The organism is Cryobacterium sp. PAMC25264 (assembly GCF_019443325.1).
Taxonomy (GTDB): Bacteria; Actinomycetota; Actinomycetes; order Actinomycetales; family Microbacteriaceae; genus Cryobacterium.
The window spans coordinates 3,129,385-3,153,768 of record NZ_CP080383.1 but is presented as its reverse complement, the minus strand read 5'-3'; the positions used below and the strand labels follow the sequence as shown (position 1 = coordinate 3,153,768).

Here is a 24,384-nt window from a genome sequence, read left to right as displayed (position 1 = left end):
CTCACACCCATGTCAACGACGACCGCAACCCCGTCCACCGAGACGCACACCCGACGCTCCTTCGACTACAAGACCTTCCTGGCCAACAACGGCGCCCTGGTCGGCCTGGTGGTGCTCTGCATCGCGCTGGTCATCGCCACCCCGGACTTCCTGACCGGGCAGAACCTGCTCAACATCGGCATTCAGGTGTCGACGGTTGCCGTGCTCGCCTTCGGCATGACCTTCGTCATCGTCGCCGGCGGCATCGACCTCTCGGTCGGTGCCGTCGCGGCGCTCTCGGCCATGGCTTCGGGCTGGTTCTTCATCAGCGCCGGCCTGCCCGGCTGGATGGCACTGATCGCGGGCCTGATCGTGGGCCTTCTCGCCGGCGTCGTCAACGGCGCTGCCAATGCCTACGGCAAGCTGCCCTCGTTCATCGCGACACTTGCGATGCTGAGCGTGGCACGCGGCCTCACCCTGGTGATCTCCGACGGCCGGCCGATCAAGACCGCGCCGGAGGTGTCGTTCCTCGGCGGCAACATCGGCCCGGTCCCGATGCCCATCGTCATCCTGGTCCTGGCCGCTCTGATCGCCTCGTTTATCCTCAATCGCACCGTGCTCGGCCGCTCCATGTATGCCGTCGGCGGCAACGCCGAGGCCGCCCGGCTCTCCGGGCTTCCGGTCAAACGCATCATCGTCACGGTCTTCGCCCTCGCCGGCCTCTTCGCGGCCCTGGCCGGACTCCTCCTCGCCGGCCGCCTCGACTCCGCCCAGCCCCAGGCCGCCGCCGGCTATGAACTGGATGCGATCGCCGCTGTCGTCATCGGCGGAGCCTCGCTCTCGGGTGGGCTCGGAAAGATTTCCGGCACCTTCATCGGCGCCCTGGTGCTCGTCGTCATCCGCAACGGCCTCAACCTGCTCAACGTGTCGTCGTTCTGGCAGCAGGTCGTGATCGGCCTGGTCATCGCGCTCGCGGTGGGCGCCGATGTGCTGCGCCGCAAGACCCGCAACAGCTGACCGCATACCTTTCGCCTCTCCCGCCCCACCACAACAAAGGAAACACAATGAAGTCATCCTCCTTTCGCCGCATCATGGCCGTCACCGCCACGGCCGCACTGATCCTCGCCGGCACCACCGCCTGCGGCCGTGGAGGCGGCGACGAGGCCAGCGGACCGAAGGTCGTGCTTGCGATCTCCACACTGAACAACCCGTTCTTCGTCGAACTGCGCGACGGCGCCCAGGCGGCCGCGGACGAGGCCGGCGTCGACCTCTACATCGTGGACGCCCAGAACGATTCGGCCACCCAGGCCAACCAGCTGGCCACCGCCACGGCCGGCAGCACCAAGGCCGTCATCGTCAACCCGGTCGACTCCGACGCCGCGAGCGCCTCCGTGAACGCGCTGACCGCAGCGAACATCCCGGTCATCGGAGTGGACCGCACGGTCAACGACGCCACGCTGACCTCGCTCGTGGCCAGCGACAACGTCGCCGGCGGCAAGCAGGCCGCCGATGAGCTCGCGGCCGCAATGGGGGAGAAGGGCACCGTGATCTCCCTGCAGGGTGTGTCCGGTACCTCCGCCAGCCGCGACCGCGGCGCCGGCTTCGACGAAGGCATCGCCGCGTATCCCGACATCACCGTCGTGGCCGAGCAGACCGCGAACTTCGACCGGGCATCGGCTCTGGACGTCACCACCAACCTGCTGCAGGCCAACCCGGGAGTCACCGGCATCTTCGCCGAGAACGACGAGATGGCCCTCGGCGCGATCCAGGCACTCGGCGCCCGTGCCGGGTCAGAGGTCATGGTCGTCGGTTTCGACGGCACCGCGGATGGTCTGACCGCCATCTCGGACGGCTCTCTGTACGCCACCGTCGCCCAGCAGCCGGCCGAGCTCGGCCGGCTCGCCATCGAACTGGCCGTCAAGGCCATCGACGGTGACGACGTAGACGCCACCGTCCCCGTGGACGTCGTCGCAGTGACGAAGACGAACGTGGGCGACTTCTCCAAGTGATCCCGCTCGCAGAGGCCCCGATCGCCGGGGCAGCACTCACCGGGGTGGTCGTGGTCGGCTCCATCAACGCCGACCAGGTCGCCACAGTGCCGAGGCATCCGCAACCCGGCGAGACTCTGATCGGCTCGTCGATCGTGATCCTGCCAGGAGGGAAGGGCGCCAACCAAGCGGTCGCCGCGGCCCAACTCGGCGCCAGGGTGAGCATGGTCGGCGCGATCGGCCGGGACGCCTATGCCCAGTCCGCCACCGCCATCCTCGAAACCGCGCACGTCGACCTGTCGGCAGTGCGGGCCGTGGACGGGCCGACCGGCCTGGCCGTGATCACCGTGGCCGCGGACGGCGAGAACACGATCATCGTGATTCCCGGCGCGAACGCTGCGGTTGATGCCGAGGCCGTCGGCCAGAGCGCAGGCCTGATCGCCGGGGCCGCAGTGGTGGTCCTGCAGGGCGAGATCCCCGCGGCGGCCAGCGCGGCGGCCGCAGGACTGGCCCGTGGCCGGGTCGTGCTCAACCTGGCACCGGTGATCGACTTCGACCCGGCGACCATCGCGGCTGCCGACCCGCTGATCGTGAACGAGCACGAAGCCGCGCTGCTCCTGGCGCAACTCACGCCAGGCTCACCGCCGCCGGCGTCGGACGCCGACGCGGTGGCCAGGCTGCGCGCGTGGGGAGTGACGTCGGTCGTGCTGACCCGCGGTGCCCTCGGCGCGATCATCGCCGACGCCGAAGGCACCGCCGCCGTCGCCTCGCCCGTCGTGACGGCCGTCGACAGTTCCGGCGCCGGGGACGCTTTCGTGGGAGCGCTCAGCGCCCGGCTCGCGGCCGGCGACGGCCTCCGCCAGGCGGCCGAACTGGCCGTACGGGTCGGCGCGTTCGCGGTGCAGTCCCGGGGCACCCAACCCTCCTACCCGCACGCGGGTGATGCCCTGCCCGAGGTCGGCATCATTCCGGCAGCCGAGAAGAACGAGGCACACCTGTGAAACGCACCGGCATCCTGAACGCCGACCTGAACGCGGCGCTGAGCAGCCTGGGCCACGGCGACATTGTGCTTGTCGCCGACTGTGGAATGCCCGCGCCCGCGGGCGTGACGGTGATCGACCTCGCTCTGGTGCACGGGGTTCCCCGCTTCGAGCAGGTGCTCGACGCCCTGCTGAGCGAACTGGTGGTGGAGCACTGTGTGGCCGCGGAGGAGGCGAAGGGCACGGTGGCCGGGGACTGGTTGACCCGGCGCTTCACCGACATCGAGTACATCTCTCACAGCGACCTCAAGCAGCTCTCGGGCTCGGCGCGCGTCTTCGTGCGCACCGGGGAGGCCACCGCCTTCGCCAACGCCGCTCTCGTGTGCGGGGTGCCGTTCTAGGTGTTCCGATCGGCGACACGGCCGGATTAGGTTAGCCTTTCCATGCTCTGACCAGGGGGATTAGGCAAGGCTTTCCACGCTGGCGGTGCCGGCGCCAGGTGCCTATGGTGACTCTATGGCCATCCTCTCGCCCTCACTCTTCCGGCCCTCGCACGCCACTCTGGATGCCGCACCACCGGCCGAGAAGGTCGGTTCGTCCACGCGCGGCAGCCTGGCCACCCGGCTCAACTGGCTGCGCGCCGGTGTGCTCGGCGCCAATGACGGCATCGTCTCCGTGGCGGCCATCGTCGTCGGCGTGGCCGGCGCCGGCGGCAGCACCCCCGCCATCATCGCGGCCGGCACCGCGGGCCTCGTCGGCGGGGCCATCTCCATGGCGCTCGGCGAGTACGTGTCGGTGAGCAGCCAGAGCGACAGCCAGCGCGCGATGATCGAGAAGCAGAAGCGCGAGCTGCGGGACGACCCGGCCGGGGAACTGGACGTGCTCGCGGGGCTGTACGAGGCACACGGCCTCGAGCCGGCCACCGCGCGTCAGGTGGCCATCGAACTCACCGCGAAGGATGCGCTCAAGGCGCACCTCTCCCTCGAACTCAACATCGTCGAAGAGGACGTGGCCAGCGCCTGGCACGCCGCCGGCGCATCCGCTCTGGCGTTCACCCTCGGAGCCATCCTGCCGCTGCTGGCGATCCTGCTGCCGCCGGAGGGCCTGAGGGTGCCGGTGACCTTCCTGGCCGTGCTCGTGGCGCTCGCCCTCACCGGCGCGCTCGGTGCCCGGCTGGGCGGCAGCCGCCTGGTCCGCGCGACCGTGCGCGTGGTCACCGGCGGCGCGGCGGCACTCTTCGTCACCTGGCTGGTCGGAACCCTGCTTGGCGTCGCAGTCTTCTAGAGGACTGTTAGTGCCCTGAGGGGGGATTGACCGTCCGCGAGTTGCCGCAAGACGCCCCTTCCGGGCCGGCGCTGAGGGGGCACTTCGCGGCACGTCGTCCTTCCGGGTGCCGGAGCCGCAGGGGTGCCGGAGCAGCAGTCGGTGGTGTGCTCGGGTCGTACTCGGGGTGCTAGACCAGGGCGAGTAGCCGGGCCGCTCCCACGAGGCAGGCGCCGGCGACACCGATGAACACGACCACCCAGAGTAGGCCGGGCAGATGGCTGAGCCGGGCCAGTTGGTCGGCATCCGAGGCGCCGCCGCCGCGTCGGGACCGGGTGATCTGCAACTCCACGACAGTGCGGAGCGCCCCGATCAGCAGGAACGCCGTGACCAGCAGCGCAAAAATGCTCTGCACGACGGGTGAACCGAACCACGTGACCCCGAACACCAGGGCCGCGGTCACGGCCACCGACCAGAGCCCGAACCAGTTGCGAATCTGCACCACGAGCAGCGCCAGCGCCGCGAGCAGTGCCCACAGCAGGCCGACGTCATGGCCGAGGCTGAGCATCCAGGCGGAACCGAGACCGAGCAGCGCCGGCGCCGTGTAGCCGGCGAGCAGCGTGAGCACCATGCCCAGGCCGCGTGGTTTGCCGCGACTCACGGTGAGCCCGAGGTGTCCGAGTGCAGCCGGATGCCCTGCAGCCGGCGGCCGCCGAGCGCCGCGACCAGCCCGTGACCGCCCTCGTGCACGATGGTGATGCCGTGGCGGGTCACGGTCCAGGCCTGCGGCACGAGCACCAGCAGCGCGGCCGCGGCGATCGTGAGCCATACCGTCAGCGTCGGCAGCGGAGCGTTTCGCACCGAGACCCGCGCCCAGAATTCGAGGAGCAGGTCCATTCAGCGGGCCGTGCCGAGAACCATCTCGAGGTGGCGTTCCGTGGCCCGGCGCGGGTCGGGAATGTACTCCCCGGTGGCCACGGCGCCGTTCTTCTCGTAGAAGCGGATGGCCCGGTGATTGCTCTCGTGCACGTGCAGGTAGAGGCGGTCGAGCTGCTGCTCGGTGGTGACCCACGCGCGCACGGCGCCGAGCAGCCGGGTGGCCACTCCGGTGCGGCCACGGTAGCTGGGGTCCACCCAGACGCCGACGAGGTTGGCGCGCGCGGGCGCATCCACCGGCAGGTCGCCGGGCTGATAGGTCGGCGGACCGGTGGACACGAAGGCGGCCATGGTGCCCACCCACTGCTCACCCGGGGTGCGCGCCACCACCTGGACGCTGGTGGGTTCGGCGTTGCGGGCGCCGCGCTCGCGCCAGTCGGTTTCGGTGAGTGCCAGGGCTGCGGCGAACGATTCGAAGAAGCCCAGCGGGAAGTTCGCGATCGAGCGGAGACGGATATCGCGGAGCCCGGCCCAGTCGTCGGCGAGGGGTCGATACAACCCCACTTCGCGGGGCGCGGCGGGCGTGCGTATTTCGGCCATCACTGGAGGGTAGTCGCCTTAGCTGTCCAGCGGGTTACATACTCTCGGCCAGGTACTCGGCGAGGATCCGGGCGTGGTTGACGTGCGGGTCCTTGGCTCCGTACAGCAGGGTGGTGGTCGGCGGGTTGTGGACGGCCAGCTGGCGCAACTCATCGACCGCCCGCAGGGTGTCGGCGTCGCCTTCCAGCTCGGCACGGTACCGGGCGGTGAACTCGACGAGCCGGGCGGGGTCGTGGTTCCACCAGGTGCGGAGTGTGGGCGATGGGGCGACGTCCTTCAGCCAGGCATCCAGGCGGGCGCGTTCGGTCGAGACGCCGCGCGGCCAGAGCCGGTCCACCAGCACGCGGTATCCGTCGTCGGCCGACACGTCGTCGTAGACGCGCTTGATCTGGAAGGTCATGCGCACACCATAGACCGAGCGCCGGTCACCTATCGCGATCCGACCGGGGTGCGGTGAGCCGCGGGCGGGCGCGTGCCGAGCGCCCGGGCCGCGCTGGCCTCCGGCCGGAGGTCGAGGCGGCGGAGCAGCTGGGCGTTGACGGCCACGACCACGGTCGACGCCGACATCAGCAGGGCTCCGATCTCCATGGGCAGCACGAAGCCGATCGGGGCGAGCACGCCGGCGGCCAGCGGCACGGCGAGCAGGTTGTAGCCGGCGGCCCACCACAGGTTCTGTTCCATCTTGCGATACCCGGCACGGGAGAGCTCGATCACCGAGAGCACGGACCGCGGGTCGTCGCTGGCCAGGATGACGCCGGCCGACGCGATGGCGACATCCGTGCCGGCACCGATGGCGATGCCCACATCGGCCTGCGCCAGCGCGGGGGCGTCGTTGACGCCGTCGCCGACCATGGCCACCCGGTGGCCCTCCCGCTGCAACCGCACCACGGTTTCGGCCTTGTTATCGGGGTGCACACCGGCGAAGACCCGGTCGATGCCAAGCTGTGCGGCCACCGACCGGGCCACTGCCTCGGCGTCCCGGTGATCATCACGACGCTCACGCCCCGGGCGTGCAGGGCGTCGACGGCCTCGCGGGACTCCGGGCGCACCTCGTCGGCCAGGGCCAGCGCGCCGATCACGCGGCCGTCCTGCAGGATGTGCAGCACGATGGCGCCCTCGGCGGCCCAACCGTCTGTGACGTCGAGGGGCGCTGCGCCGTGTCGTTCGAGCAGGCTGGGACCGCCCACCGAAGTTTCCCGGCCGTCGACGGTTGCCGTGACGCCCACGGCGGTGGCCGCCTGGAACCCGCTGCCGAGCGGAATGTCGAGGCCTCGGCCGCGGGCCGCGGTCACGATCGCCCGGGCCAGCGGATGCTCGCTGTCGGCCTCGACCGCGGCCGCCAGGCCGATCAGCTCGTCGTCGGTGTGCCTGCTGCTCGCGTGCACGTGGGCCAGCACCGGCTCGCCGCGGGTGAGGGTGCCGGTCTTGTCGAACAGGACGGTGTCGATGGTACGCATGCTCTCCAGCGCGAGCCGGTCGGTCACCAGCACCCCGCCGCGCGCGGCGCGTTCGGTGGCGATGGACACCACGAGCGGAATCGCCAGGCCCAGCGCGTGCGGGCAGGCGATCACGAGGACCGTGATGGTGCGCACGACGGCGTCCTGCGGGTTGCCGAGCAGAGTCCAGACGACGGCGGTGATCACGCCGGCCCCGAGTGCGAACCAGAACAGCCAGCCTGCTGCCCGGTCGGCGAGGCGCTGCGCGCGCGACGACGACCCCTGCGCCTCGGCGACGAGCCGGCGGATGCCCGCGAGCGCGGTGTCCTCGCCGACGGCGGTCACCCGCACGCGCACGGCCGTGTCGGTGGCCACGGTGCCGGCCACCACCGGGGCGCCAGGCCCGCGGCTCACCGGACGGGACTCTCCCGTGATCATCGACTCGTCGACATCCGCCGTGCCCTCGGTGACCAGCCCGTCGGCGGGAATCCGGCCGCCGGGCCGCACGATCACGACGTCGCCCACGCGCAGGTCGGCCGGCGCCACGATGGTGACCTGGCCGGCGTCGAGCCGTTCGGCCTCGTCGGGCAGCAGCGCGGCGAGGGACTCGAGGGCCGAGGACGACTGGGCCAGCGAGCGCATCTCGATCCAGTGGCCCAGCAGCATGATCACGATCAGCAGGGCCAGTTCCCACCAGAAGTCGAGCTCCATGCTCAGGATGCCCAGGCTCGCGCCCCAGGAGGAGAGGAACGCCACGGTGATGGCCAGGGCGATGAGCAGCATCATGCCCGGGGAGCGTTGTTTGAGCTCGCTGACCGCCCCGGTGAGGAACGGCCGGCCGCCCCAGACGTACATCACGGTGCCCAGCAGCGGGGAGATCCACGCGGCCCACGCCGTGTCGGGCAGCGGGTAGCCGAGCAGCCCGGCGAACATGCCGCTGAAGCCGACCACGGGAACGGCCAGCACCAGCATCACCCAGAACAGTCGCCGGAACTGGCCGACGTGGTCGCCGTGCCCGGCGTGGCCCATGGCTGCGTGGTTCATGGTGCTGTGATCCATATCGCCGTGGTTTATGACGGCGTGGCCAGTGCCGTGCTCCGGTGTGCCGTGCGAGGAAGTCATGCCCTCACCTTATACCCCCTAGGGGTACCAGACACGGAAACGGGACTACCGTAGTGAGCAGATCCACCCGCGCTCGACCGACGAAAGGGGACCCAAGATGATGTGGGGATACGGAATGAACCCCGCCTGGCTGTGGCTCTACGGATTGCTGTCGGTGGCCGCCGTCGTGGTGCTCATCGTCTGGACCGTGCGGATCTTCCGCACCGACTCAGCTGGCTTGTCCGGTCCGCCTGGGCCCGGTCCGGTCGCACCTCGCAGCGATGCCCGGCGCATCCTCGACGAACGCTACGCGCGCGGTGAGCTGACCACGGAGCAGTACAACGAACAGGTGCGTTCGCTGGGTCAGTGAGCGCTGCCTGCGAGCTGGGCCGTGCGAATCAGCCGAGACGGATGACCGCGGCCAGCAGGTTTGGCGCGAGAGGGCGGTCGGCGAAGATCACGCGTTGCAGCGCCGTGGTGTCCGCACGGCCGTTCACAGACGGTGCCGCGGACGCCGAGCCGGTGCCGTGCCCGCTCCAGACTCGGGTGAGGCCGATGCGTTCGAGCACGCGCAGCGAGGCCGGGTTGTTGGCCAGGGCCCGAGCGGTGACCGGGTAGACCGAGGAGCGCGCTTCCGCGAGCGCGGCGGTTGCGGCCTCGGTGGCCAGGCCCATGCCCCACGAGGCCGGAGTGAGCCGGTAGCCGAAATTGCGCACGCCGCAGTCCAGCAGGGACGCCGAGACCACGCCGACGAAAGCGCCGTCCGGAAGACCGGGGAGACCGGTGCGCGACCGGATCGACCAGCGGCCGAGCCCCGAGACTGTCCAGCTACGCTCGCTGTCGGTGATCAGCCGCTCGGTCTGGTCCAGGCTGGAGTGCCGGCCGGCCGGCAGGTGCAACCAGGTGCCGGGGTCGGCATAAAGGTCGTGCACCTCGGCCAGGTCGGCCGCACCGAGCGGCGCCAGGCTGAGACGCGGGGTGGTCAGGTGCTCGGCGCTGGAGCCGTGAGTGGTGAGGGTGTCGGGCACCCTCCCATGTTTCCACAGGCTCGCTCGGCGCTCGGTGCTGCTCGCAGTGTTGCTTTTCCTACCGGAGCGCCGAGACCCGCAGCGCCACGGCCTTGAGGTTCTGGATGCGCTGCTCGTAGCGTGCCGCCAGGGCGATCAGCAGCACACCGCCGATGCCGAGCCACAACCACCAGTACACCGCGGTGTACGCCAGCGCGATCCACGGCCACAGCTGGGCGAGAGCGTGCACCAGGAGCACCACACTGCCCAGCACGAACGGCGCCTGCAGCTTGCGCCGCACCCCGAGGAGCAGCACCGCGGTCGCGACGATCCCCAGGCCCACCACTCGCCAGAGCGGACTGGCCGTGAGGTCGAGCAGTAGCGACGGCACCAACAGGAGCAGCAAGCCCGGAGCCAGGGCGCCCCAGGAGCGTGAGGCGGGAGAGCGGCCCAGGTGCAGCCATCCGCTCACGACGAGAGCGACGGCCAGGGGCACGCTGACGAGTTCGACGGGGTCGGGCACACCACGGGCGACGCCGGCGCCGAGCATGGCGGCGGCCGCCGCGAGGCTCACCCAGGCACGCAGTCGGCCCAGCGGGCTCGGGTCGAGGGCGAACACGGCCAGGTATGCCGCGGAGAGCAGCCACACGATCACCAGCATCCGGGCGGTGGCCAGTGGGTCGTACTGCAGGGCCGGCGCCTCGGCCAGGACGATCCCGACGACGACGCCCATGGCCAGGCCGTAGCCCGCGCGACGCACATCCGGGCCGGCGGCGGCCGGTATCCGGCCGGCCGACCACACCAGGCCGGCACCGGTGGCCAGCACGAGACCCGCTGCCGGAAGCAGCCACGCCTCGAGTTGCCCGGTGGGGCCGGACGGCGTGCCGTACAGGGGCAGGAGGCGTAGTCCGGCCGTGGCCAGCACGGCGAAGACACCCACCAGGGTGGCCGGCCAGCCGAGCACGCTCCATCGCGGATGCGCCACGAGCAGCGCACCCACGATGCCGAGCGCGCCGGACGCGACCAGCACGAGCACCGGCCGCAGCACCGTGCCGTCGCTACCCGCGACGGTGCTCGGCAGCAGAGCGAGCGCGAGGCCCGCGGCGAGAACAGCCTGGTGGCGCAGCCGGGCGGATGCGGGAAGCGCAGCGCCGGTCTGCCGGCTCGCCGGTGCCCCGAGCGGAGCCCCGAGGATCCTGGCTGTGACCAACTGCCCGGCCACGAGGGCCAGACCGAGCGGGATCGTGCCCAACTCGATCGGGGTGAACAGGTCGCGTCCGGCACCGGCCACGAGCGACAGCAGCCCGGCGGCCAGAGCGAGCCAGGCCAGCACGGCACCGGCCCGGCTCCGGTCGAACCGGAGCACGGCGACGTGCACCAGAGCGAACAGGACCACCAGGGCGATCGCGCGGCCCGGGGCGTACGGGGCGAAGCCGAGGGCACCGGTTTCGGTGCCGAGGACGCCCAGCAGCGCCACTCCGACCAGGGTGTAGCCGAAGATGCGGCGGGTGGCCGGGCCGTCTACGGGGGAAGCCGGCGCGGGAACACCGTGTGTCGGTGTGACCGGCGTCGCCGCGATGAGCCGGCCACCGGTGGCCACGAGGAGCAGGGTCGCGGGCAGTAGCCAGGCCTCGATCCGCACGTCGGCCGGTCCTGTCGCGAGCAGCGCCTGAAGCCGCCCGGCGGCGGTCACGATGATGGCGGTCACCCCGACAAACACGGCGGGCCAGGCCAGCGGTGCCCAGCGGGCGCGGCCGAAGGCGGCCGCGCCCGCCAGGGCGAGCACCCCGCCGACCGCCAGGGTACCGATCTGCCTTACCCGTCGGCGGTGATACCGCCGCCGAGGAGGCCACCGGCGAGCGGCGGGGTGCCCACGGCCACGAGGGCGCTGGGCAGCACCGCGAGGGCCAGTCCCACGCCGATCCAGATCGGCGCCCACGAGTACGGTCGGGAAGCGGATGGTGCCGGGGCGGCCGAGCCGGTCGCGCCCGCCACGGCCGGCAGTCCCGGGCTGCCGCTTGGGCCCGTGCGACTGCCCGGGCCCGTCGTGCCGCCCGTGGCCAGGGGGCCCTTCGACGCAGGCAACCACGGGCGCACCCGCACCAGCTGCCCAGCCGCGAGGGCGAGCGCGACGGGCACGGTGACGAGCTCGAACGGCTGCACGGCACCGGCGAGCAGGGCCGCGGACGCCGCGACTCCGGCCAGCACGAGGGCCGGCCAGGCGGTGACGGCACCGAGGGGAGACCGCTCTGCCCGGAAGGCCACGACGGCGAACACCGAGAGCGCCGGCACCAGAACCAGGGGTCGCGCTGCGCCGAGAGCCGAGGAGTCGAACGCCGCCGCCTCCAGAAGGGTCAGCGTGATCAGGCCCACCAGCAGCAGCGCGGTGCTCGCGCGGCTCCGGATGGTCTGAGGGCGGGCATCCGGCTGCCGCAGCAGCAGTACCGCGGTCAGGATCAGCAGGCCCACGGTGGGCAGCAGCCACGCTTCGAGTGCGGGCCCGGTCGGCCCGGCGGCCGTGACGATGCGTTGGGAGCGGGCGATGCCGCAGGTCAGCAGGCCGAGGGCGCCGGCCAGACCGACAGCGGCGAGATACGCCGAGCGGGCCGGGGTGCTGCGCAGAATGCTGGCACCGACTAGCAGCACCGCGGATGCCGTGCCCACGATCACCGGGCGTAGCACTGAGCCGGTCTGTCCGGTCACGGCGAGGGGGAGCAGGGCCACGACCAGCCCGGCCAGGGTGAGCAGCGCGGAGCCCGGGCTCGCGGCGACGGCGCGGTCGACCCGGCCGAAACGCCAGAGCAGTGCGGCCAGGAGCAGCAGCAGTCCGGCCAGCGGCAGCACATAGGCCTCGACCGGGGTGGTCCCGGCGCTTGCCAAGCCCCACCAGAGCGCCGCGGTCGCGATGACCAGGGCGAGCCAGCCGAGGTGGCGGCGCCACGACCGCGACGCGAACAGGCCGTCGGTGTCGACCGCGGCGAGCAGCAGGATCACGCCCGTGATGAGCAGCACTAGCCAGCCGAACTCGGTCACGTTCGGTCGCAGGAACGCCGAGGCGAGCACCAGCGCGGCGCCGAGCTCGAGGCCGACGACGGCGGGCCGGCGCCCGACCAGGCGGAGTACCAGCGCGAGGGCCACGGTGACCAGGGCCGCGACCGGCGCGGCGAGTACGGATGCCGCGGCGGGCGCATCCGTGATCAGAACCAGGTTGAGCGTGAGCGACAACAGCGCAGGTGCCACGAGAAGAGCCGCCGTCAGCCGTTCCCACGACCGGGTGCCCGGGCCGCGCGAATCGCGGCCCAACGCCCAGAGCAGCAGCGCCGCCACGACCAGGACCGTGATGACAACACCGGCACCGGGTACGACCGGGGCCACCGCGGCGCGCTCGGAGACCGACAAAGCGTCGAGCAGGAGGCCGAGGGGCAGCGCGAGCACAACGAGAGTGGGGGCGCAGAGGGTCCAGAACGCCCATCGGCGTTCGATGCTGGTCAGCCCGCCGACCCGGTTCTGCGCCGCGAACACCTGCACCAGCCCGGTGGCCAGGCCCAGGCTGAGCGCCACGAGCACCCACAGCACGGCCGTGGTCGGAGGGTCGGCCAGGGTGAGCGCGTGGGGCGTGGCGACGGCCCCGATCAGGCCGAGCACGATCGCGCCGCTCAGCAGTGCACCACGGCGCCCAGCGCGGGTCTCCCGGTCGAGCAGCAGCCGGGCGAGCACGAGAACCAACACCGCCGACAGGGTTCCGAGCCACCAACTGGAGGCGGTGGCCCAGCCGATGAGGTAGCCGAGGGCCTCGGCGCTCGCCAGAACCGTCACGATCAGGCTGCGGTACCAGCCGAGGGAGTACCCGCGCCGGCGGACGACGAACAACACGGCCAGGGCGCCGGCGCCGAGCAGCACATAGAGGGGCAGGATCAGCCACAGCCACCGGGTGAACGGCACCGCCAGCAGCAGCGCCACCGCGCCGAACCAAGCCAGGATGCGCAGCCGGGCGGCCAGCACCGTGCCGGCCCGCCAGAATCCGGCCGCCAGCGCCGCGACCCCCGCCAGCGTGGCCAGGGCCCACCCGCTCTGGGCGGGAACCTCGGTGAGCGGGCCGGACGCCCGGTCCAGCGTGCTCACCAGGGCACCGGCCAGCGGCACCGAGGCCACCAGAACCGTGAGCAGGCCGAGTGCCACGGCCAGCACGGTCGCCGTGAGTGTGCCGGTGAGCAGCGCCTGCCGGGTCGGTCCGGCTGGGCGCCGACGCCAGGCCAGTTCTCCGACGAGGGCGAGCACCGCGGCGGTCAGCAGCGGCACGGAGACGAGCAACTCGGTGCTGCCGGTGCGCCAGCTGACGGCGATGACGCCCAGCACCACGGCCAGGCCGGCCAGGCCGACGGATGCTGATGCGGCGGCCCGGTAGCCGCCATCCGTTCGCCGGCTGGTCAGCATGGCGACGGCCTGGGTCACCGCGAGCACGGCGACGGCGCCGAAGCTGAGCAGGGGAGCGGTGTCGGTGCCGGGCTGCACGAAGCCGGCCACGGCGAGGGCGCTGACGAAGGCCAGCCCGGCCAGGATGAGCAGCGCGGCCCGTTCGGCCCGGCGGTCGAGGGCGGGCCAGAACCGGGCCGTGCCCGGCAGGGTGAACCGGTGCACCAGGGTTCCGGCGGCCACGCCGAGGGCGGCCAGGAAGACCCGGGTGAGCGGGGGCGCATCCGTCGAGAGCCCGGCGGCCAGCAGCCCCAGGCCCGGAGCGGCGGTGGCGAAACCGGCCACGCTGGCCACGCGCAGGCCCGACACGGCGTGCCAGAGCAGGAACAGCGCGGTGCACACCAGCAGGGCGACACCCCAATATAGCAGCGCGTCGGTGGCGCCCAGGCCGCCCAGGTCGTTGCGCCGCAGCGCCCAGACGTCCAAAAGCACGAGTACCACGGCGAGGGCACCGATGCCCTCCGCGGTGCTCACCAGGCCGCGTCGGCGCAGGAGCGCCGCCGTGGCCAGGGTGGCGAGGGTGAAAGCGCCCACAACGACCGACCGGAAGGCCAGTCCGGCATTGAACCAGGCCACCGTGAGGAAGAAGATCGCGGCCACCGACACGAGCGAAACGCCCACGATGAGCAGCACGATCTGTACGCTCGACCGTCGCCGCGCGGGTGGGCCACCGGGCGCGGCGGATGCGGGCGGTGCCGAGGCGGGTGGGACCGATGCGGGCGGTGCGGATGCGGGCGGGACTGACGCGTGCGGGACCGGAGGAGCGAACGCTGCCGGCGCGACCTGCGCCGGCGCGGCGGGGATTGGTGCGGTGCGTGACTCAGCGGCCGCGGTCACCGAGGGGTCGCGCGGCTGCACCGGCGAGGCCTCGTGCCCCGTCGCCAGTGAGGCTGCCCGCGCTGCGGGCTGGGCGACCGCATCGGCCACGGACGGTGTCGCCGACCGTGCCGCAGCCGCAGCGTCGCGCGCCGCCGCTTCCTGTGCCTCTCGTCGGACTACAGCTGCGCGTGTCTCGGTCTGTATGGTGGCCAGCTGCGCCTCGGCGGCCGAGCGGGCCGCGGCCACGTCGTAGCGGATGCTGCCGATCAACTCCACCCGGCGGTGCAGCGCTGCGGCCGCATCCGTTGACGCCGAGAGGAGTTCGCTGGCGGCCGGATGGCGCAGGTCGAGCCCGCAGGACGCACAGACCGGCGACGGCAGGCGGGTCAGGCAGGCCGGGCAGAGGGTCGTGTCGGTCAGCTCGGACACGCTCCGGGGCCAGAGATGCCGCCCGGCGTACTGGGCGAAATCGCGACTAGAGCTGCTCGGTGACATCAATCCCCCTGATGAGTGGTGCGGCCACCACAGGCTACTGGGTCGCCGCGTACGCCGGGAGGGTTGTGCACAGTCCTGCTGACCAGCCCGCGCATCTGCCAAGAATGAACTCGCGAAAGCGGCCGTCCGGCTGCCACAGCGTGCTTGAGGCAACCCCCTGACCGCTTTCGCGAGATGGCCGACCCCAGTTCGGGGCGATTGACGGTGTGTCATTGACGCCTTGTCAACGGTGGCGATAGCGTGTCCTCATGAGCAGCACACCGGCCACATCACGCCTGAGCAAGCAGCCCGATGAGCGCCGGGACGAGATCGTCGCCGCCACCCGCCAGCTCTTCGCCGAACGAGGGGTGGCGAAGGTCTCCGTGACCGAGATCGCCAAGCGGGTCGGCGTGACCCGCGGCCTGATCTACCACTACTTTCCCGACCGGGATGCCCTGATCGACCTGATCTTCGAAGATCACATCGACGAGTTCGTCGAGGCCGTTTCTCGGTGGGACGCCGAGCGCGAGGCCGGAAACGTGGAGAAGGCCCTCCTGGATTGCGTCGCGATGTTCCGTCATCATCTGCACGCCAAAGACATGTTCCGCGAAGACCTCGGCCATCCCGAGAACGCCGGCCTGTACAACCGCTTCGTCGACCGGGCGGTGCGGGCGGTCGTCGACCGCTTACGGGTCACCACCGTCGAGGCGTACGCACGGGCGCACCACATCGAGATCGACCACGTCGGCGAAGTCTTCTACGTGCTGGTCTACGGTCTCATCGGCCTGGTGCGGTCGTCGCCCGACACCGACGACCAGGTTCTCGTGGCCATCGTGCGGCAGACGCTTCACCTCGACCTGGGGAACTGAGCCGCACAGCTCCCGCCGTCAGTCCCCACACAGAAAAATAAACAAGGAGAAAACGAAGATGTTCCTGTACGAGTCAATCCCCTGGTACTCCACTCTGATGTGGTTGGCCGTGGTGGCCGGCCTCATGCTCGCCAACGAGATCGCCCGTTCCAGCAGGTGGGCCTCGCTCGTATTGTTCATCGCTCTGCCGGTGGCGCTCACCATCTTCGTCTGGCCGCACACTGCCGGTGCCGACTCCAGCACCGGCACATGGTTCCACTGGGTCAAGGTGTACTCGGCGCTGGCCGGTTGCCTGGGCTTCATGGCCATCCGCTTCATCCCGCGCCTGCAGAAGAACAAGTACTGGCTGATGTTCCCGGCGGCGATCCTGGGGTTGAACATCTTCGAGGCCGTCATCCGCGACTTCCAGGTGTCGGGAATGCAGGGCATGGTCGACGGCGTTTTCATGGTCGGCGGCCCGTGGAACATCATGAACGGCATCGCAGGTCTCCTCAACCTGCTCACCATCTGCGGTTGGGCGGGCATCATCATCAGCCGCGGCAAGAAGAAAGACATGATCTGGCCCGACATGCTCTGGTTCTGGATCATCGCGTATGACCTCTGGAACTTCGCCTACGTCTACAACGCTGTCGGCGACCACTCCTTCTACGCCGGCGCCGCGCTGCTGGTCTCGTGCACCATCCCTGCGTTCTTCATCAAGCGCGGCGCCTGGCTGCAGCACCGGGCCCAGACCCTGGCGTTCTGGATGATGTTCACCATGGCCGTGCCCACCTTTGTCACGAGCTCGATCTTCTCGGTGCAGTCGTCACACAACCCCACCGCGCTGTTCATCGTCAGCGCGATCTCCCTGGCCGCCAACATCGCCGTGGTCGTCTACCAGGTGCGCGTCATCGTGCGCACCAAGCGCAACCCGCTCAGAGACGAGCTCTTCGTGGAACTGCCGGGCTACCAGAAGGTGCTGGCCGACAACAAGCCGCTGGATGCCACCTCCGGCACGAGCGCGGCCCCACCGCTGGCCGCATCCCGCGTCTAGACTCCCCGCCGCACCTCGCCGGTTTCCGCACCGCACCATCCCGCGAAAGCGGTCGTATGGTTGCCTCGAGTCGCTCGAAGCAACCACATGACCGCTTTCGCGGCAGTTGGCGCGGCGTTACAGGTTGTTCTCGGTGAGCCAGCCGAGCAGCACCCGCTCCACGTCGGCGGGCTGCTCCAGATTGGGCAGGTGCGCGGCGTCGCGGAATACGCATCCGCTCGCCTCGGGCACCGTGCTGACCAGGTACTCGTACTGGGCGAGCACCTCGGAGATGTCGTACTCGCCGACCGTGACAAGGGTCGGCACGGTGATGTCCACAACCCGGTCGAAGGCGGGTGGATCGAGGGGGAGCGACACCGGGTTCTCCGCGGCGTGTATGACGTTCACCCGGTTGAGCGCGTAGGCGGTCGAGACGAACTCGGGGTCGAGGTCCTCCTCCCGCCGCAGCGGACCGAAGTCCCAGAGCGCCGCCTCGAGGCGCGCCTGGCGGTGCCAGTCCTGGGCCTCGAAGGCCCTGTCGATCTCGTCGAACCTGGCGTCCTCCACGTCGGTGAGCTCCGTGGCCGGAAACCCGCTCGGGCCGGAACCGATGGTGACCAGCCCGGCCACCCGGTGCGGGTGCTCCACGGTGAGGTCGATGGCGATGGAACCGCCGCGCGAACAGCCGATCAGGGTGGCCCGGGCCACGCCGAGATGGTCGAGCACGGCGAGGGCATCCGCTCGATTGGAGAACTCGACGTCCTCGGTGCTCGTCTGGCCGAAGCCGCGGGTGTCGAAGCGGATGACGTAATGGTCCGCGGCCAACGCGGGAACCTGGGGGTCCCACATGCGCAGGTTCGCGATGCCCGCATGAATCAAAAGCAGCGCGGGCTTCGACACGTGACCGTGGGCTTCGTAGTACAGGCTCGCGCCCGGAACATCGAGGTGAGGCATGATTCGAGCGTACGACGCACCACGCCGATCGGCGGGATTTTTTGCCGACCCGGCGCGCCCGGCTGCACCGGGGCGGGGCCGTAGGCTCGAAACGTGGGCGGTGTACTGGTCGGTTTCTCGATCATCGGGTTTGTGATCCTGGTGGGCTACATCGTCGAGCGCACCGGCGTGGCCGGCGACAGCGCCGGCCGGGTGCTCAACCGCATCGCCTTCTTCGTCGCCACTCCCGCCCTGCTGTTCACGGTGCTCGCCCACGCGGATGTGCACGTGCTGTTCTCCGCTTTCCTCGCCACGGTGCTGTGCAGCGTGATCCTCGGCATGCTGCTCTACCTGCTGCTGGCGCGGTTGTTCTTCCGGGCGCCCGTTCCCGAGACCGTGCTCGGCGCGACGAGCGCCACCTATGTCAACGCGAACAACATCGGGTTGCCGGTGGCCATCTACGTGCTCGGCAGCGCCCAGTACGTGGCGCCCGTGCTGTTGCTGCAACTGCTCGTGCTCGCGCCGATCACGCTCACCATCCTCGACGCCTCCACCCGCGGCCGGGTGTCGGTGCGCGGCATCCTCACCCAGCCGCTGCGCAACCCCATGATCATCGCGTCGGTGCTCGGCGTGCTCGTGGCCACGTTCGGCGTGACGGTGCCCGATGCCGTCATCGCGCCACTGGAGATCATCGGCGGCGCCGCGATCCCGCTGGTACTCATGTCGTTCGGCATGTCCCTGCACGGCCAGAGGCTGCTGCAGGCCGGCACCGGGCGCAAGCAGGTGTTCGCGGCGTCGGTGATCAAGGTGGTGCTCATGCCCGTGATCGCGTACCTGTTCGGCCGGTTCGTCTTCGCCCTCGATGGCGCCGAGCTGTTCGCCGTCGTCACGGTGAGCGCGCTGCCGACTGCGCAGAACATCTTCAATTTCGCGTCCCGATACGACCGGGGCGTGGTGGTGGCCAGGGACACCGTGCTGGTCACCACGATCGGCGCGATCCCGGCTCTGGTGATCATCGCGGCATTGCTGGCCTGACCCGCCACTGCCGGACCCGCCGTCAGGCTTTCGGTTTCGGTGGCTTCTGCAGCCAAGGCCGCAGTCGCCGGGTGATGAACGGCATCACGACGTAGGTCATGGTGGGCGCCATCACGAAGGTCGTCAGCAGGATCCGCAGCACGGTCGGGATGTCGTTCCACTCGGGGTCGACCCCGGTGACCAGGTAGGTGAAGAGCACGTTCAGCGGGAAGAAGCCCAGCCCGATGGCCACCGCCTGCTTCCACCGCGGCGGCTGGAACGGTGCGGATGGGCCCGCGTTCTCCTGGGATTCGTCGAACCAGCCTTCGATGCCGGTGCGCTTGACCACGTGCGACTCGAGCACCAGGCCCTCGCCCTCGAGCAGCCAGGTGGTGCGGGCGATCGAGTTCTCCCAGGCCTCAAGTGACGCCGCATCCTGGAACTTGTAGAGCATGTGCCAGTGGCCGCTGCCGGCGTGCGCGCGCACCCAGCCGGAGCCGAGGAAGCCGGGGTACTCGTTCGCGAGGTCCATCCCGGTCTGCACCCAGTGGGTGGCCTCGTCGAACCGGGCGGGATCGACCTTGCGACGGATGGACACGGTGACGGGAACGTCTGCGGGAGCTTGTGGCGCGCCGTCGTTCCCCGCTGCGGCAGGAGACATGCGTTAAGTATGGGCGACGGGTCGCCGGTCGGGCTCTCACGTCGGTGGAGCTTGTCGACCCCGTGACGTGCGTTCAGAGGCTGGCTCGCCGGGTTTCGACAAGCTCAACCAGCGCGACAGGCTCAACCAGCGCGACAGGCTCAACCAGCGCGCAGCTAGAAGATCATCGGGCGGTCGTCGTCCTCGTCCTCGGTCTCCAGGTCCACGAGCACGGGCACGTGGTCGCTGGGCGCATCGCCCTTCCGCTCGTTGCGGTGGATGCTCGCATCCGTCACAAGGTCGCCGAACGCCGGCGAGCCGAGGATGAAGTCGATGCGCAGGCCTTCGTTGCGGGGGAACCGCAGCGCCTTGTAGTCCCAGTAGGTGAAGCCGTCGGGCACGATCGGACGCACCACGTCGGTGAAGCCCGCCGCCTCGAACGCCTCGAAGGCGCTGCGCTCTGCCGGCGAGATGTGGGTGGAGACGCCGGGAACCAGGCTGGGGTCGCCCACGTCGGAGTCCAGTGGGGCCACGTTCCAGTCGCCCATCAGCGCCATCGCCAGCTTCGGGTTGCGGGCCAGCTCATCGACGGCGTGGGTCTTCAACCGGGCCAGCCAGTCCAGCTTGTAGACGTAGTGCGGGTCGTCGAGCGAGCGGCCGTTGGGCACGTAGAGGCTCCACAGCCGCATGTCGTTCACTGTGACGCCGAGCGCGCGGGCCTCCAGCGGCAGCCCCGGTCCCTCTTCACCCTTCTGGAAGCCGGGCATCTCGGGGAACGCGGTGGCCACATCCGTCATCTCGTGGCGGCTGGCGAACGCGACGCCGTTCCACTGGCTGAGGCCGTGGATGGCCAGCTCGTAGCCGGCGTCCTCGAATGCCTGCGCCGGAAACTGCTCGGGCTTGCACTTGATCTCCTGCATGGCGAGCACGTCGACGTCCTCCCGCACCATCCAGTCGACCACCCGGTCGACGCGGGCACGGATGGAGTTGACGTTCCAAGTGGCGATGCGCATAGGCCTAAGCCTATTTGGCGCGGGCGCGCGAGAAACCTCGCCGACACACGTGAGTGGCAGGATGGGTGCATGTCGGAATTGCAGATCGGTTACGCGGCCATGTTGGAGCAGTTCGCCCCCGCCGAGGCGGTGGCACTGTCGGCGTACGCGGAGGAACACGGGTTCTCCGGCGTGATGGCGGCCGACCACTTCCAACCGTGGGTGCCAGCCCAGGGCGAATCCTCGTTCGTGTGGAGCGTGCTCGCCGCGATCGGCGAACGCACCAAGGGCGATATGGGCCCCGGCGTCACCGCGCCCACGTTCCGCTGGCACCCCGCCATGGTCGCGCAGGCCTCCGCCACGCTCGCCTCGATGTACCCGGGCCGACACTGGCTCGGCCTGGGCTCGGGTGAGGCGCTCAACGAACACATCGTGGGCGGCTACTGGCCCGAAGCCCCCGAGCGGATCAACCGCATGTTCGAGGCCATCGAGATCATCTCCAAACTGTTTGCGGCATCGATCGCCGGCAAGGACGTCAAGCACTCCGGCCAGTTCTACAAGCTCGAATCCACTCGCCTGTGGACCATGCCCGAGGTCGCTCCCGAGATCCTCGTTGCCACCGCCGGCCCGGTCACGGCCAAGCGCGCCGGCCGCCACGCCGACGGCCTCATCACGGTCGGCGCCCCGCTCGAGAAGATCTCGATGCTCTTCGGCAAGTTCGACGACGGCGCCCGCGAAGCCGGCAAGGACCCGTCGACGATGCCCAAGGTACTGCAGCTGCATATGAGCTGGGCCGAGACCGACGAGGAGGCCATGCGGAACGCCCTGCACGAGTGGCCCAACGGCGGCATGAAGTTCCCGAAGGGCGACATCCGCTCGCCGTTCGAGTTCGAGCAGATGGCCAAGATGGTGCGCCCCGAGGACTTCGAGGGCCGCATGATCATCTCCGCCGACCCCGACGAGCACCGCGCCTACATCCAGAAGTTCGTCGACCTCGGCTTCGACAAGATCTACCTGCACAACGTGGGCCGCAACCAGCGCCAGTGGATCGACGTGTTCGGCCGCGACGTGCTGCCGAAGCTCGCCCGGTAGCGATGGGCGTTTTCGGTGCGGCCGGGCCGGATTCCCGGCTTGAGGTGTTCGTGCTGCCCGGAATCGGTGAGATCCGTGCCGGCGACGACCTCGCCGCGGTCATCCTCGCAGCCGCCGGGGCACACCTGGCTGATGGCGATATTCTTGCCGTGACCAGCAAGATCGTCTCCAAGGCCGAGGGTAGGCAGGTGGCCGCCACCGACCGGGAGCAGGCGATCACCGACGAGACCGTGCGCGTGGTGGCGACCCGTGCGCATCCCGGCGGCGTGACCCGCATCGTGGAGAACCGTCAGGGCCTGGTGATGGCCGCCGCCGGGGTGGACGCCAGCAACGTGGCAGAGGGCACCGTGCTGCTGCTGCCGGCCGACCCGGATGCCTCCGCCCGCGCCCTCTGCACCGCCGTGCGTGAGACCACCGGGCTGCGGGTCGGCGTGCTCATCACCGACACCGTGGGCCGCCCCTGGCGCGACGGGCAGACCGACATTGCGATCGGCGCTGCCGGTGTGGCCGTGCTCGACGACCTGCGCGGTACGACGGATGCGCACGGTCGCCGACTCGACGTCACCGTGGCGGCCGTGGCCGACGAGATCGCCGGGGCCGCCGACCTCATCAAGGGCAAGACCAGCGGCAACCCCGTGGCCGTGGTGCGCGGGCTCGCACAGCTGGTGGGCCCCATCGACGCGGGCGACCGCGGAGCCAGGCGCCTGCTGCGCGACAGCGCGAACGACATGTTCCGCGTCGGCAGCGCTGAGGCCTTCGCCGAAGGGTACGCGGCCGGGCTGGCAGCAGCGGCAAATCGCGAGACGCCCGCGGGTGACTTGCCAGTTGGAGCCCCTTCCGCAGACGCCAACGGGCCTCAAGTGGCAACTCAAGTCGGATCCGCCGGTGAGATGCCAGTTGCGGCCCCTTCAGACGGCGCGGATGGGCCTGAAGTGGCAACTCGCGGAACCGCATCCTGGTGAGCTGGGTGTGCGTGGTGCCCGTCAAGGGCAGTGCAAGCGCCAAGAGCCGGCTGGGGGATCTGCCCGAGCCCTTCCCGGCGCGCGGTGCGCTCGCCGAGGCCTTCGCGCTCGACACCGTAACGGCGCTGCTCGCGGCCGAGATGGTGCAGCGGGTCATCGTGGTGACGGCCGACCCCGCTGCCGCCGGGCCGTTGGCCGCCCTGGGCGTTCAGATCGTGCCCGAGCCGCCGCAAACATCCCCCTCGGATGCCGGGAACGGGAACTTCGCGGCTCCTCGCGACCCGCTCAACGCCGCCATCGCCGAGGGTGTGCGGGTGGCTCAGGAGCTGTATCCCCGGAGCAACGTCGCGGTGCTCACGGGCGACCTGCCCGCCCTCACGATGGCGGATGTCGAGATGACTCTCACCGCCGCATCCGCCCACGATCGCGCGATGGTCGCCGACGAAGAGGGCACCGGCACCACCACTCTGCTCGCCCGAGCCGGTCTCGCGCTGGTGCCGAGGTTCGGTCTGGGCTCCCGCGCAGCGCACGAGGCGGCCGGTCACGCGCCACTGGACCTGCCCGCTACGGCGTCGATCCGCCGCGACGTCGACACCGTCGCCAACCTCGCCGAGGTGCTACGCCGGGGCGTCGGAGCGCACACCAGCGCCCTGATCGCCCGGTCGCAGCCGATGCCGACGGAGGCCCCCGACCGGCCCGGGCCGGCCGGGTGACCCCCCGCCGGGTTGCCGCGATCATTCTGATCGTCCTCGGCCTCCTTGCCGCCGTCACCGGCGCGGGGTTCTCCTACGCGACAGCCGTTGCACAAGGTGCGGACCACGGCTGCCTGGTCGACGGGCCATTCTCCCCGCTCGCCGACGTATCCGAACGTTCGGACATCGTCACCGGCAGTTTCTCGATCTGGCCGCTCGGCCGCGCCTGCGCCTGGGAGAGAGCGGACGGCACGGGAACGGATGTGGCCCGGCCAGGCTGGGGCACCACGGTCTTCGTCGTCGGTGCGCTCGGGCTGAGCACAGTGGGCGGTGGGCTGCTGGCCCCGCGGCGTGGACGGGTGCCCGGCGCGGCCTAGAGCGGCGCGGAACCAGTCGGACGCACGGTCGCGGCCAGCGCGGCGAGCACGTCAGCGGGCGTGGCCGCCATCTCGATGGAGGCGCGGAACGAGGGCTTCATCAGGCTGCGGGAGAGCTGGGCCAGCACCCGCAGGTGTTCGGTGCCCGCGCCCGATTCGGGCACAGCGATCATGAAGATCAGGTGGGCCGGCGCCTCGTCGAGGGAGTTCCAGCCCACGCCGTTGCGGCTGCGGGCGAACGCGAGCACCGGGCAGGTGGCGGCGTCTGTGGTCGCGTGCGGGATGGCGATGCCGTCGCCGATGCCGGTTGTGCTGATGAGCTCGCGCTCGAGCGCGGCGCGCACCACGGCGTCCTCATCGATGACGCGACCGGTCGCGGCCATGAGCCGGGCGAGGCGGCGGATGACGGTGTCCCGGTCGGCGTCGTCGACATCGAGCACGATGGTGCGGTCGTCGATGTAGTCCAGCACGGTCTTCGGGTGCGCATCCCCAGCAGCCACTTCGTCCGATGCCGCAGCGCCCGCGTCAGCGCGGACAGCGCCGCCGGTGGCATCCGCAGGCGCCCCGGCATCCGCTGTGACGGTCTCGCGGGCATCGGCCGTCGTCGCGGCGACAGCGGCGGCATCCGCCGACCGGCTTCTTCGCGCCCAGCGCACAATGAACAGCACCACCACAAGCACTACGACGATGACAATCGCGGTGGAGGCGTCAGCAGGGATCGCGGGCATGGTGCGGTGTCCTTCCAGACGTGGCCGGGCGGCGGGTGGCCGGAGGGCCGTGGCGCGGCTGCCATCCGGGCGACGGA

Annotated in this window: 22 protein-coding genes and 2 pseudogenes; 13 read left to right on the top strand and 11 right to left on the bottom strand. The window is 70.7% G+C overall.

Annotation, left to right across the window (positions count from 1 at the left end):
• Nucleotides 1–9: 9 nt before the first annotated feature.
• The 5 genes from KY500_RS14675 (at nt 10) to KY500_RS14655 (ending at nt 4,231) form a co-directional block, all read left to right on the top strand.
• Nucleotides 10–996: an ABC transporter permease gene (locus KY500_RS14675; protein ID WP_219901167.1), complete on the top strand. Its 987-nt coding sequence runs from the start codon at nt 10–12 to the stop codon at nt 994–996.
• A 47-nt stretch (nt 997–1,043) separates the two neighbouring features.
• Complete coding sequence (locus KY500_RS14670; RefSeq protein WP_219901166.1) at nt 1,044–1,988, top strand: substrate-binding domain-containing protein; 945 nt, start codon at nt 1,044–1,046, stop codon at nt 1,986–1,988.
• Nucleotides 1,985–2,968, top strand: coding sequence for a ribokinase (locus tag KY500_RS14665; protein ID WP_255579390.1), 984 nt, complete (start codon nt 1,985–1,987; stop codon nt 2,966–2,968). The genes KY500_RS14670 and KY500_RS14665 overlap by 4 nt, the downstream gene beginning before the upstream one ends.
• Complete coding sequence (gene rbsD, locus KY500_RS14660) at nt 2,965–3,348, top strand: D-ribose pyranase (protein ID WP_219901165.1); 384 nt, start codon at nt 2,965–2,967, stop codon at nt 3,346–3,348. The genes KY500_RS14665 and rbsD overlap by 4 nt, the downstream gene beginning before the upstream one ends.
• A gap of 115 nt (nt 3,349–3,463) precedes the next feature.
• Nucleotides 3,464–4,231 (top strand): VIT family protein, encoded by a 768-nt coding sequence (locus KY500_RS14655; protein WP_219901164.1) that lies wholly within the window; start codon nt 3,464–3,466, stop codon nt 4,229–4,231.
• 169 nt (nt 4,232–4,400) lie between these two features.
• Here KY500_RS14655 and KY500_RS14650 read toward each other — a convergent pair.
• The 4 genes and pseudogenes from KY500_RS14650 to KY500_RS14635 form a co-directional block, all read right to left on the bottom strand.
• Nucleotides 4,401–5,107: pseudogene (locus KY500_RS14650) on the bottom strand (M50 family metallopeptidase).
• Nucleotides 5,108–5,686 (bottom strand): GNAT family N-acetyltransferase, encoded by a 579-nt coding sequence (locus KY500_RS14645; RefSeq protein ID WP_219901163.1) that lies wholly within the window; start codon nt 5,684–5,686, stop codon nt 5,108–5,110. It abuts the pseudogene before it with no gap.
• Between the two features lie 34 nt (nt 5,687–5,720).
• On the bottom strand, nt 5,721–6,086 hold the full coding sequence (locus KY500_RS14640; RefSeq protein WP_219901162.1) for a DUF488 domain-containing protein: 366 nt from the start codon (nt 6,084–6,086) through the stop codon (nt 5,721–5,723).
• A 29-nt stretch (nt 6,087–6,115) separates the two neighbouring features.
• Nucleotides 6,116–8,181: pseudogene (locus KY500_RS14635) on the bottom strand (copper-translocating P-type ATPase).
• 160 nt (nt 8,182–8,341) lie between these two features.
• Between KY500_RS14635 and KY500_RS14630 the strand changes: the two are divergent.
• On the top strand, nt 8,342–8,593 hold the full coding sequence (locus tag KY500_RS14630; protein ID WP_066598209.1) for an SHOCT domain-containing protein: 252 nt from the start codon (nt 8,342–8,344) through the stop codon (nt 8,591–8,593).
• A 28-nt stretch (nt 8,594–8,621) separates the two neighbouring features.
• Here KY500_RS14630 and KY500_RS14625 read toward each other — a convergent pair whose 3' ends face one another.
• From KY500_RS14625 to KY500_RS14615, 3 genes are read right to left on the bottom strand one after another with little or no spacing between them, the layout of a single operon-like run.
• Entirely contained in the window at nt 8,622–9,251 is a 630-nt protein-coding gene (locus KY500_RS14625; RefSeq protein WP_219901161.1) for a GNAT family N-acetyltransferase, read from the bottom strand.
• Between the two features lie 58 nt (nt 9,252–9,309).
• On the bottom strand, nt 9,310–11,016 hold the full coding sequence (locus tag KY500_RS14620; protein ID WP_219901160.1) for an SCO7613 C-terminal domain-containing membrane protein: 1,707 nt from the start codon (nt 11,014–11,016) through the stop codon (nt 9,310–9,312).
• A gap of 29 nt (nt 11,017–11,045) precedes the next feature.
• Nucleotides 11,046–14,951 (bottom strand): hypothetical protein, encoded by a 3,906-nt coding sequence (locus tag KY500_RS14615; RefSeq protein ID WP_219901159.1) that lies wholly within the window; start codon nt 14,949–14,951, stop codon nt 11,046–11,048.
• Between the two features lie 314 nt (nt 14,952–15,265).
• Here KY500_RS14615 and KY500_RS14610 point away from each other — a divergent pair, with 314 nt between their 5' ends.
• On the top strand, nt 15,266–15,865 hold the full coding sequence (locus KY500_RS14610) for a TetR/AcrR family transcriptional regulator (RefSeq protein WP_219901158.1): 600 nt from the start codon (nt 15,266–15,268) through the stop codon (nt 15,863–15,865).
• A gap of 58 nt (nt 15,866–15,923) precedes the next feature.
• Entirely contained in the window at nt 15,924–16,898 is a 975-nt protein-coding gene (locus tag KY500_RS14605) for a DUF5692 family protein (protein ID WP_219901157.1), read from the top strand.
• Between the two features lie 117 nt (nt 16,899–17,015).
• On the opposite strand, the gene KY500_RS14600 is transcribed toward KY500_RS14605, so the two are convergent.
• The gene (locus tag KY500_RS14600) at nt 17,016–17,831 is read right to left on the bottom strand and encodes an alpha/beta fold hydrolase (protein WP_219901156.1); all 816 of its coding nucleotides are present in this window, start codon (nt 17,829–17,831) and stop codon (nt 17,016–17,018) included.
• A 93-nt stretch (nt 17,832–17,924) separates the two neighbouring features.
• Here KY500_RS14600 and KY500_RS14595 point away from each other — a divergent pair, with 93 nt between their 5' ends.
• On the top strand, nt 17,925–18,845 hold the full coding sequence (locus KY500_RS14595) for an AEC family transporter (protein ID WP_219901155.1): 921 nt from the start codon (nt 17,925–17,927) through the stop codon (nt 18,843–18,845).
• 22 nt (nt 18,846–18,867) lie between these two features.
• On the opposite strand, the gene KY500_RS14590 is transcribed toward KY500_RS14595, so the two are convergent.
• Together KY500_RS14590 and KY500_RS14585 are read right to left on the bottom strand one after the other, a co-directional pair.
• Nucleotides 18,868–19,485 (bottom strand): antibiotic biosynthesis monooxygenase, encoded by a 618-nt coding sequence (locus KY500_RS14590; protein ID WP_219901154.1) that lies wholly within the window; start codon nt 19,483–19,485, stop codon nt 18,868–18,870.
• Nucleotides 19,486–19,640: 155 nt separating this feature from the next.
• Nucleotides 19,641–20,477 (bottom strand): exodeoxyribonuclease III, encoded by an 837-nt coding sequence (locus tag KY500_RS14585; RefSeq protein ID WP_219901153.1) that lies wholly within the window; start codon nt 20,475–20,477, stop codon nt 19,641–19,643.
• Between the two features lie 69 nt (nt 20,478–20,546).
• On the opposite strand from KY500_RS14585, the gene KY500_RS14580 reads away from it, so the two are divergent.
• Genes KY500_RS14580 through KY500_RS14565 form a run of 4 tightly spaced genes read left to right on the top strand, consistent with a single transcriptional unit; the run spans nt 20,547 to nt 23,579 of the window.
• On the top strand, nt 20,547–21,548 hold the full coding sequence (locus KY500_RS14580) for a TIGR03557 family F420-dependent LLM class oxidoreductase (RefSeq protein ID WP_120339046.1): 1,002 nt from the start codon (nt 20,547–20,549) through the stop codon (nt 21,546–21,548).
• 2 nt (nt 21,549–21,550) lie between these two features.
• Nucleotides 21,551–22,510, top strand: a complete 960-nt coding sequence (locus KY500_RS14575) for a coenzyme F420-0:L-glutamate ligase (protein WP_219901152.1) — start codon at nt 21,551–21,553, stop codon at nt 22,508–22,510.
• Entirely contained in the window at nt 22,507–23,223 is a 717-nt protein-coding gene (gene cofC, locus KY500_RS14570; protein WP_255579386.1) for a 2-phospho-L-lactate guanylyltransferase, read from the top strand. Before KY500_RS14575 ends, cofC begins: the two co-directional genes overlap by 4 nt.
• On the top strand, nt 23,220–23,579 hold the full coding sequence (locus KY500_RS14565) for a hypothetical protein (protein ID WP_219901151.1): 360 nt from the start codon (nt 23,220–23,222) through the stop codon (nt 23,577–23,579). The genes cofC and KY500_RS14565 overlap by 4 nt, the downstream gene beginning before the upstream one ends.
• Here the strand turns inward: KY500_RS14565 and KY500_RS14560 are convergent.
• Nucleotides 23,576–24,307, bottom strand: a complete 732-nt coding sequence (locus KY500_RS14560; RefSeq protein ID WP_219901150.1) for a PTS sugar transporter subunit IIA — start codon at nt 24,305–24,307, stop codon at nt 23,576–23,578. The genes KY500_RS14565 and KY500_RS14560 overlap by 4 nt on opposite strands.
• Nucleotides 24,308–24,384: the final 77 nt, after the last annotated feature.

Coding starts and splice junctions, on each gene's coding strand:
- KY500_RS14590 (WP_219901154.1), bottom strand. CDS start 19,485: ATGTCTCCTGCCGCAGCGGGGAACGACGGCGCGCCACAAGCTCCCGCA.
- KY500_RS14585 (WP_219901153.1), bottom strand. CDS start 20,477: ATGCGCATCGCCACTTGGAACGTCAACTCCATCCGTGCCCGCGTCGAC.
- KY500_RS14560 (WP_219901150.1), bottom strand. CDS start 24,307: ATGCCCGCGATCCCTGCTGACGCCTCCACCGCGATTGTCATCGTCGTA.
- KY500_RS14610 (WP_219901158.1), top strand. CDS start 15,266: ATGAGCAGCACACCGGCCACATCACGCCTGAGCAAGCAGCCCGATGAG.
- KY500_RS14655 (WP_219901164.1), top strand. CDS start 3,464: ATGGCCATCCTCTCGCCCTCACTCTTCCGGCCCTCGCACGCCACTCTG.
- KY500_RS14630 (WP_066598209.1), top strand. CDS start 8,342: ATGATGTGGGGATACGGAATGAACCCCGCCTGGCTGTGGCTCTACGGA.
- KY500_RS14575 (WP_219901152.1), top strand. CDS start 21,551: ATGGGCGTTTTCGGTGCGGCCGGGCCGGATTCCCGGCTTGAGGTGTTC.
- KY500_RS14600 (WP_219901156.1), bottom strand. CDS start 17,831: ATGCCTCACCTCGATGTTCCGGGCGCGAGCCTGTACTACGAAGCCCAC.
- KY500_RS14670 (WP_219901166.1), top strand. CDS start 1,044: ATGAAGTCATCCTCCTTTCGCCGCATCATGGCCGTCACCGCCACGGCC.
- KY500_RS14645 (WP_219901163.1), bottom strand. CDS start 5,686: ATGGCCGAAATACGCACGCCCGCCGCGCCCCGCGAAGTGGGGTTGTAT.
- KY500_RS14640 (WP_219901162.1), bottom strand. CDS start 6,086: ATGACCTTCCAGATCAAGCGCGTCTACGACGACGTGTCGGCCGACGAC.
- KY500_RS14580 (WP_120339046.1), top strand. CDS start 20,547: ATGTCGGAATTGCAGATCGGTTACGCGGCCATGTTGGAGCAGTTCGCC.
- KY500_RS14605 (WP_219901157.1), top strand. CDS start 15,924: ATGTTCCTGTACGAGTCAATCCCCTGGTACTCCACTCTGATGTGGTTG.
- KY500_RS14675 (WP_219901167.1), top strand. CDS start 10: ATGTCAACGACGACCGCAACCCCGTCCACCGAGACGCACACCCGACGC.